Consider the following 6,290-nt stretch of genomic DNA (forward strand, 5'->3'; position numbering starts at 1 on the left):
GGGCCGCGCGCCGACACCACGCTGGAGAAGATGGCCGGGCTGAAGACCCTCACCGAGGACGGCCGGCTGACCGCCGCCGTCTCCAGCCAGATCTCCGACGGAGCCGCCGCCCTGCTGATCGCCTCCGAGGAGGCGGTGAGCCGCCACGGCCTGACCCCGCTCGCGCGGGTGCACACCATGGCCGTCGTCGGCTCCGATCCGATCCACATGCTGACCGGTCCCATCCCCGCCACCGAGAAGGTCCTGGACCGGGCCGGGCTGTCGATCGGCGACATCGATCTGGTGGAGATCAACGAGGCGTTCGCCTCCGTCGTCCTCGCCTGGCAGAAGGAGATCGGCGCCGACCCGGAGCGGGTCAACGCCTTCGGCGGCGCCATCGCGCTCGGGCATCCGCTCGGCGCCACCGGCGCCCGGCTGATGACCACGCTCGTCCACCAACTGCGCAGGACCGGGGGGCGCTACGGTCTGCAGACGATGTGCGAAGGCGGCGGCATGGCGAACGCGACCGTGCTGGAGCGCCTTTGACCCGGGTCTGTTCACGTCGATTGGCAACTGAGTTCAGCTTGCGGCTACTCTCGGGTACGGACACGGTGGGCTGCAGCCAGGAGACGAGGCATGGCGACGAGAATCGTTGAACCGGAAGCGGGACCGCGGTCCAAGCGCGCCGCCATTCTGGCGGCCGCCGTCGACTGCTTCGGCGAGACGGGGTTCGAGGCCACGAAGTGGTCCACTGTGGCGGAGCGGGTCGGCATCGGGCAGACGGCGCTGTACCACTACTTCGAGTCCAAGGCGCACTGCCTGCTGACCATCATGCGGCTGGAGCTCCAGCGGTCCCACGACAAGTTCACGGAGGCGACCGAGGGCGTCGAGGACCCCACCGAGGCGCTCCGGGCGGCCGTCCGCGCGGCCTACGACGTCTCGGACCAAGAGGTCCTGCAGATGCGGATCCTGCACAACCACATGGATCTGCTCTCCGGTACGCGCAAGTCCAAGCGGGAGGAGGCCGAGCGCGTCGAGGCCCGCAAGCTGGTCCAGCTCGTCGAGCGGAACTGGACGAACCTGCTGGTCCGGGGCATGTCCATGGGCGCCTTCCCGCTCCGGGACGCGCAACTGCTGGGCTCGGGCGTGCTCGGCCTGATCGTGAGCGTCTGGCGGTGGTACCGGCCCTCGGGGCCGACGCCGCTGTCGGAGGTCAGCGAACTGATCGAGGGCGCCTGCGTACGTATGGTGGCCACGTGACCCCCTGAGCGGCCCCCTGTCGCTTCCGGCCCCCGGCGGATATCCGCCGGGGGCCGTTTCGCGTGCTACGGGCTCTTGTCAGCCGTGTTTCCCCGGGATTAGCATCCAACTTGAATTGAACTGAACTCAGGTTGATCTGGGGGCCGCCGTGGTGGCCCCGGGTCCCCGGGAGCGCTCGGCCACCAATCGAAAGGGCGCAGTCATGACGTTGCGCACGTATATGGCCAGTATGGACAGCGATCATCCGGAACGGACGCTGGACCTGCTCGAATCCGACTTCCGCTTCCTCATCGCCCTGCCGGGCAGTGAGGTCACCGGCAAATCCAAGGAGGACTTCGCCGCCTACATCGCCGGCCGGAACCCCAAGAACCGGTCGCATGAGATCCTGCGCCACAGCCGGGACGGCGACGTCGAGACCGTGTACGGGGTGGTGACAGAGGGCGGGCGGTACACCGGCTCCTTCCTCTCCGCCGCGGTGATCTCGCCCGGCGGGCTCCTGTCGCGGTACCAGTCCTTCTTCACCACCTCATTCGAACTGGTCGACTGGGCGGACGACGGGAGCCGGGCATGACGGACACCCCGGCCGCGGCCCCCTTCCTCACCGCGTGGTTCGAGATACTGGACGGAGACGAGCCGTCCCGGATCCTCGACCTGATCAGCGACGACTTCTCGCTGTCCATCCTGTTCTCCACCGGCGACGGCAACGCCACCGACTTCGCCGGCGACCGCGCCGCCCTGGTGGGCTACCTCGAACAGCGTGAGAAGGGCACCCGCACCCACCATCTGCTGTCGGCGACCACGCTCGGCCAGGAGGAGCTCTTCCTGGGCGAGGTACGACGCGCGGGCGTCCCCGAGGCCAGCTTCGTCGCCGCCGGGCAGGTGAACGGCGAAGGCCGACTGCGGCGCCTGCTGATCGGGCGCTCATCCGAGATCCGCTTCACCTGACCGGTATCGGGACCCGCTCACCATCCCCATCCCCTCGACCCCGTGCGGAGCACCGTCATGTACAACCTCGTCCTGCTGGCAGCCCGGCCCCCGGAGTGGACGCATGAGCAGTTCATCACCTGGTGGCGTGGCGACCACGCGGAGCTGACCTACCGCCTGCCCGGGCTGCGCGCCTGGCGCCACACCGACATCGACACCGCTCTGGAGCCGCGTTCCGAGGGCTGGGACGGGATCTCCGTGCTCGGCTTCGACTCCCAGGAGGATCTGAAGAAGGCCCTCGCGAGCCCCGAGTGGGCCGAGGCCGTCGCCCAGGTCGGCGACATGAAGGGCCGCCGGATCGCGGTCATGGGGCACGAGGCGGAGATGTTCGCCGCCTGAGGATGCCGGGCCGCCCGGCCCGGTCCAGTGGCAGTTCAAGCACCACAGCGTTCGGCAAACGGAGTTCGGCACAGCGCAACGAGGGGCAGGATGCGACAGGTAGTGCGGGAGTTCCAGCAGAAGGCGGAAGAGGCCGACTTCATCGCCGTGATCGACGACACCGGCAGCCATACGGCCCGGCAGCTGCTCGACGAGGCCCTACGGCTGGCCGGAGCGCTGTCCGCGGGCGAGCCCGACGGCCCGGTCGGCACCGTCCTGGTCCAGGCGGACAACTCATGGCGCACCGTCGCCGCCACCCTTGCCGTGGGGCTGCGGGGCGGGGTCATCGCGGTGGTCAATCGGCACACCACACCCGCCGAGTTCACCGCCGCATGGGAGGACATCCGCCCGGACGCCGTCGTCGCCGAGCCCTCGGCGATGGACGACTGGGCGGTGCCCACCCGGCTGCCGGACCCGGCGCGGACGGTGCTCGACGGCTGGACCTGCCGGTCCGCACCCGACAAACGCGAGGTGTCGCGATGGTCCGGCGGCGCCTTCATCGGCCTGACCTCCGGATCGACCGGGCGCCCCAAAGGCGTCGTCCAGTCCGAGCAGGCCCTGCGCTACGCCGCCACGAGCACCATCAACGTCAACGGCCTGTCGCCGGGCGACGCCATCGCCGCGATCGTGCCGCTGTCGTCCACGGCCGCGTACTGCTTCGGGGTCTATCTCTCCCTCGTGCTGCGCGGACCGCTCGTTCTGACCGGGAAGTGGGACAGGGCGGTCGCACTGCGGCGGATGGCGGAGGCCGGTGTCCGCTGGACCATGTGCGTACCGACCATGGCGCTGCAGATGGGCACCGAAGCGGCCGGCTCCGGCGTCCTCCGGGGCGTCCGGTCGATCACTGTCGGCGGCGGGCCCATGGACCGCGGAGCCCTGGCCCGGGCCGAACAGTCCCTGGGCACCAAGATCCTCCGCGTCTTCGGCATGTCCGAGTGCCTGGGCCACACCACGCCGAGCCCCGACGACCCCGAGGAGATCCGGCTCGGCAGGGACGGCCGCCCCTTCCCGGGGACGGACGTGCGCGCGCTCACCACCGACGGTCAAACGGCCGGCCCGGGAGTGACCGGCCGGGCGCAGGTCCGCGGCCCTTCCCTCTTCCTCGGGTACGCCCGCGAGGGCAGGACCGATCCGCCGGCGCTGACGGAGGACGGCTATCTGCCCACCGGCGACCTGCTGATGGTCCACGAGGACGGCACCCTCAGCATCATGGGCCGCGAGAAGGACATCATCATCCGCGGTGGCCGCAACATCGACATCACCGAGATCGAGCGCGCGGTCGCCAGCCATCCACGCGTGGCCAGAGCCTGTGTCGCGCCGGTCCCCGACGATGTCCTCGGCGAACGCGTGGCGCTGCTCGTCGTCGCCGAGGACGGCGGCGGCGTCGAGCTGGCCGAGGTGACCGGCCATCTCGAGAGCGTCGGTCTGTCCAAGACCAAGTGGCCCGAGTACGTCTACGACGTCGAGGAGCTGCCCCAGACGAAGGTCGGCAAGCTCGACCGGGGCGGAGCCCGGGACCTGGCCATCAGGCTGCACACCCGCGAAGGAGGATCATGACGCCACGGTTCGACCAGGCTCCCTGGGCGGCGGCCGGAATCCAGACCGTACAGCCCGGGGTGCACCGCGTGCCGCTGCCACTTCCGGGCGACGGGCTGCGCGCCGTCAACGTCTATCTCCTGGAGGACCTGGCCGACGACGGCATCGTCATGATCGACGGGGGCTGGGCGATCCCCGAGGCGCGCAAGGTGCTCGAGGACGCCCTGGCCGCCATCGACCGCGACCCCGGGGACATCAGCCACATCCTGGTCACCCACATCCACCGCGACCACTACACACAGGCGGTGGAACTGCGCCGGCTGCTGGGCTCGCGCGTCTACCTCGGCGCGGGGGAACGGCCGGGCCTGGAGATGCTCGACCGGCTGCGCAGCGACCAGCCCGTGGGCGCGCTGCGGACCCTGCGCGCGGCGGGAGCCGGGGACCTCGCCGACCGTATCGAGGCGATGGAGCACGGCGGCTACGACGCGAGTATGTGGGAGGCACCCGATCGCTGGCTGGGTGCGGAGACCCTGCGCTTCGGCGAGCGCGAGCTGCGTGTCGTCCCCACCCCCGGACACACCAAGGGCCATGTGGTCTTCCTGGACGAAGAGCGGGGGCTGGTGTTCTCCGGGGACCACGTCCTGCCGCATATCACCCCGTCCATCGGGTTCGAGCTCGCCGAGCCCGGCGGGCGTCCGCTCGCCGACTACCTGGACTCGCTGCGGCTGATGACCCGCTACGCCGACGCCCGCCTGCTGCCCGCGCACGGGCCGGTGGCCGACAGCACCCACACCCGGGTCGCCGAACTGCTCGCCCACCACGACGAACGGCTGGCCAGAAGCCTGGCGGCGCTGGGCGAGAACACACTCGACGCCCACGCGGTGGCGCGTGAGCTCGCCTGGACGCGCCGTGCCGTGCCGTTCGCGGAGTTGAGCGCCTTCAACCAGATGCTCGCGATCAATGAGACGGCCGCGCACCTGGATGTCCTGGTGCTGCGGGGGCGGGCGACGGTGGCATTCGCCGACGGGGTGCATCGGTACACGCGGGCGGCACCGGGCGGGTCGGCGGCGCCGCCCTCATGAACCCGGGACATGGTCACGGTATGGCACTGAGTACCCTCTCAAGGCGCTGAGTGCCACGCCGGTGGCTAGTCGTCCCCCAACGTCTTCTCGATCTTCTGCACCACGCGCCACAGGGGAGCCTTCCGCGGTGCGACGATGACGACCACATCGTCCTCCTCGCTCTCCGGCGCGGGGGCGGCGCCGCTCGCCGCGGATTCGCGGGCACTGCCCCACGTCTGCCGGACGAACGCCAGCGACTGATCCACCGCCTTCGCGCCATCGCCGTGCCCCCCGCTTCGCAGCCAGGTCCGCAGCCCGTTGTTGTGCGCGGCGACGATGGCCGCGGCCTGCACTTCGGCCCGCAGCGCTCCGTTCGGGTCTCCCGCGTAGCGTTGCCGGAGGTAGTGGGCCAGGGTGCGCTCGTAGCGGTGCACCACGGACAGCTCGTAGCCGCGCAGGCTGGGCACCTCGCGGGTGAGCCGATAGCGCTGCACGGAGAACTCAGGGTTCGCGGCGTACATCCGCATGACGAGGCGGGCCGCGTCACAGATCACGTCGAGCGGTTCGCCGTCGGTGCTCGTCGCGAGGAAGGCGCTCATCTCGGTCAGGCAGCGCTCATGGTCGGGGAAGACGACGTCTTCCTTGGACGGGAAGTAGCGGAAGAACGACCGGCGCCCCACTCCGGCCCGCGCCACGATGTCGTCCACCGTGGTCCGCTCGAAGCCATGCTCCACGAAGAGCTGGAACGCGGCCTCGATGAGCACCTCGCGCATGGGTACTTTGCCGGACGGCCCGGGCCCGCTCACCGCCGCGGTCGCCCCGCCTTCGTCGCGTACGTCCGCCATGAAGGGAACGTAGCATCAGCGCACGGCGAGAGCGACACTGAGTACCTTTACTGAGGGTATTGAGTGCCATACTCTCATTCAGGTGCTCCGGTGGGGCAGCGCGGACATCCACGAACAGTAAGGAGAGCCGGCGTGAGCTTGAGGATCGTTGTCTGTGTGAAGTACGTGCCCGACGCCACCGGCGACCGGCACTTCGCCGAGGACCTGACCGTCGATCGCGACGACGTGGACGGCCTGCTCTCGGAGC

The 6,290-nt window shown here is 70.2% G+C and carries 8 protein-coding genes and 1 pseudogene; 8 read left to right on the top strand and 1 reads right to left on the bottom strand.

The window, feature by feature from the left end; all coding sequences use genetic code 11:
* From J5X86_RS49890 to J5X86_RS49920, 7 genes are all read left to right on the top strand, one after another.
* Window positions 1-525, top strand: a 525-nt coding sequence (locus J5X86_RS49890; RefSeq protein WP_208523190.1) for an acetyl-CoA C-acyltransferase, incomplete at its 5' end; no start/stop codon positions are given.
* Window positions 526-615: 90 nt separating this feature from the next.
* A complete protein-coding gene (locus J5X86_RS49895; protein WP_208523191.1) occupies window positions 616-1,239 on the top strand; it encodes a TetR/AcrR family transcriptional regulator in 624 nt (207 codons plus the stop codon).
* Window positions 1,240-1,441: 202 nt separating this feature from the next.
* On the top strand, window positions 1,442-1,810 hold the full coding sequence (locus tag J5X86_RS49900) for a nuclear transport factor 2 family protein (RefSeq protein ID WP_208523192.1): 369 nt from the start codon (window positions 1,442-1,444) through the stop codon (window positions 1,808-1,810).
* Window positions 1,807-2,184 (top strand): hypothetical protein, encoded by a 378-nt coding sequence (locus J5X86_RS49905; protein WP_014056523.1) that lies wholly within the window; start codon window positions 1,807-1,809, stop codon window positions 2,182-2,184. Before J5X86_RS49900 ends, J5X86_RS49905 begins: the two co-directional genes overlap by 4 nt.
* 57 nt (window positions 2,185-2,241) lie before the next feature.
* Entirely contained in the window at window positions 2,242-2,562 is a 321-nt protein-coding gene (locus J5X86_RS49910) for an EthD family reductase (RefSeq protein WP_208523196.1), read from the top strand.
* Between the two features lie 90 nt (window positions 2,563-2,652).
* Window positions 2,653-4,158: a class I adenylate-forming enzyme family protein gene (locus J5X86_RS49915; RefSeq protein WP_208523193.1), complete on the top strand. Its 1,506-nt coding sequence runs from the start codon at window positions 2,653-2,655 to the stop codon at window positions 4,156-4,158.
* Entirely contained in the window at window positions 4,155-5,219 is a 1,065-nt protein-coding gene (locus tag J5X86_RS49920) for an MBL fold metallo-hydrolase (protein WP_208523194.1), read from the top strand. The genes J5X86_RS49915 and J5X86_RS49920 overlap by 4 nt, the downstream gene beginning before the upstream one ends.
* Window positions 5,220-5,284: 65 nt before the next feature.
* On the opposite strand, the gene J5X86_RS49925 is transcribed toward J5X86_RS49920, so the two are convergent.
* On the bottom strand, window positions 5,285-6,043 hold the full coding sequence (locus J5X86_RS49925) for a TetR family transcriptional regulator (protein ID WP_208523195.1): 759 nt from the start codon (window positions 6,041-6,043) through the stop codon (window positions 5,285-5,287).
* A 132-nt stretch (window positions 6,044-6,175) separates the two neighbouring features.
* Here J5X86_RS49925 and J5X86_RS49930 point away from each other — a divergent pair.
* Window positions 6,176-6,290, top strand: a pseudogene (locus tag J5X86_RS49930) (electron transfer flavoprotein subunit beta); the annotation flags it as partial.

It is taken from the genome of Streptomyces sp. NEAU-YJ-81 (assembly GCF_017592595.1).
GTDB classification, from domain to species: Bacteria; Actinomycetota; Actinomycetes; order Streptomycetales; family Streptomycetaceae; genus Streptomyces; species Streptomyces hygroscopicus_B.

Coding starts and splice junctions, on each gene's coding strand:
- J5X86_RS49895 (WP_208523191.1), top strand. CDS start 616: ATGGCGACGAGAATCGTTGAACCGGAAGCGGGACCGCGGTCCAAGCGC.
- J5X86_RS49910 (WP_208523196.1), top strand. CDS start 2,242: ATGTACAACCTCGTCCTGCTGGCAGCCCGGCCCCCGGAGTGGACGCAT.
- J5X86_RS49920 (WP_208523194.1), top strand. CDS start 4,155: ATGACGCCACGGTTCGACCAGGCTCCCTGGGCGGCGGCCGGAATCCAG.
- J5X86_RS49905 (WP_014056523.1), top strand. CDS start 1,807: ATGACGGACACCCCGGCCGCGGCCCCCTTCCTCACCGCGTGGTTCGAG.
- J5X86_RS49900 (WP_208523192.1), top strand. CDS start 1,442: ATGACGTTGCGCACGTATATGGCCAGTATGGACAGCGATCATCCGGAA.
- J5X86_RS49915 (WP_208523193.1), top strand. CDS start 2,653: ATGCGACAGGTAGTGCGGGAGTTCCAGCAGAAGGCGGAAGAGGCCGAC.
- J5X86_RS49925 (WP_208523195.1), bottom strand. CDS start 6,043: ATGGCGGACGTACGCGACGAAGGCGGGGCGACCGCGGCGGTGAGCGGG.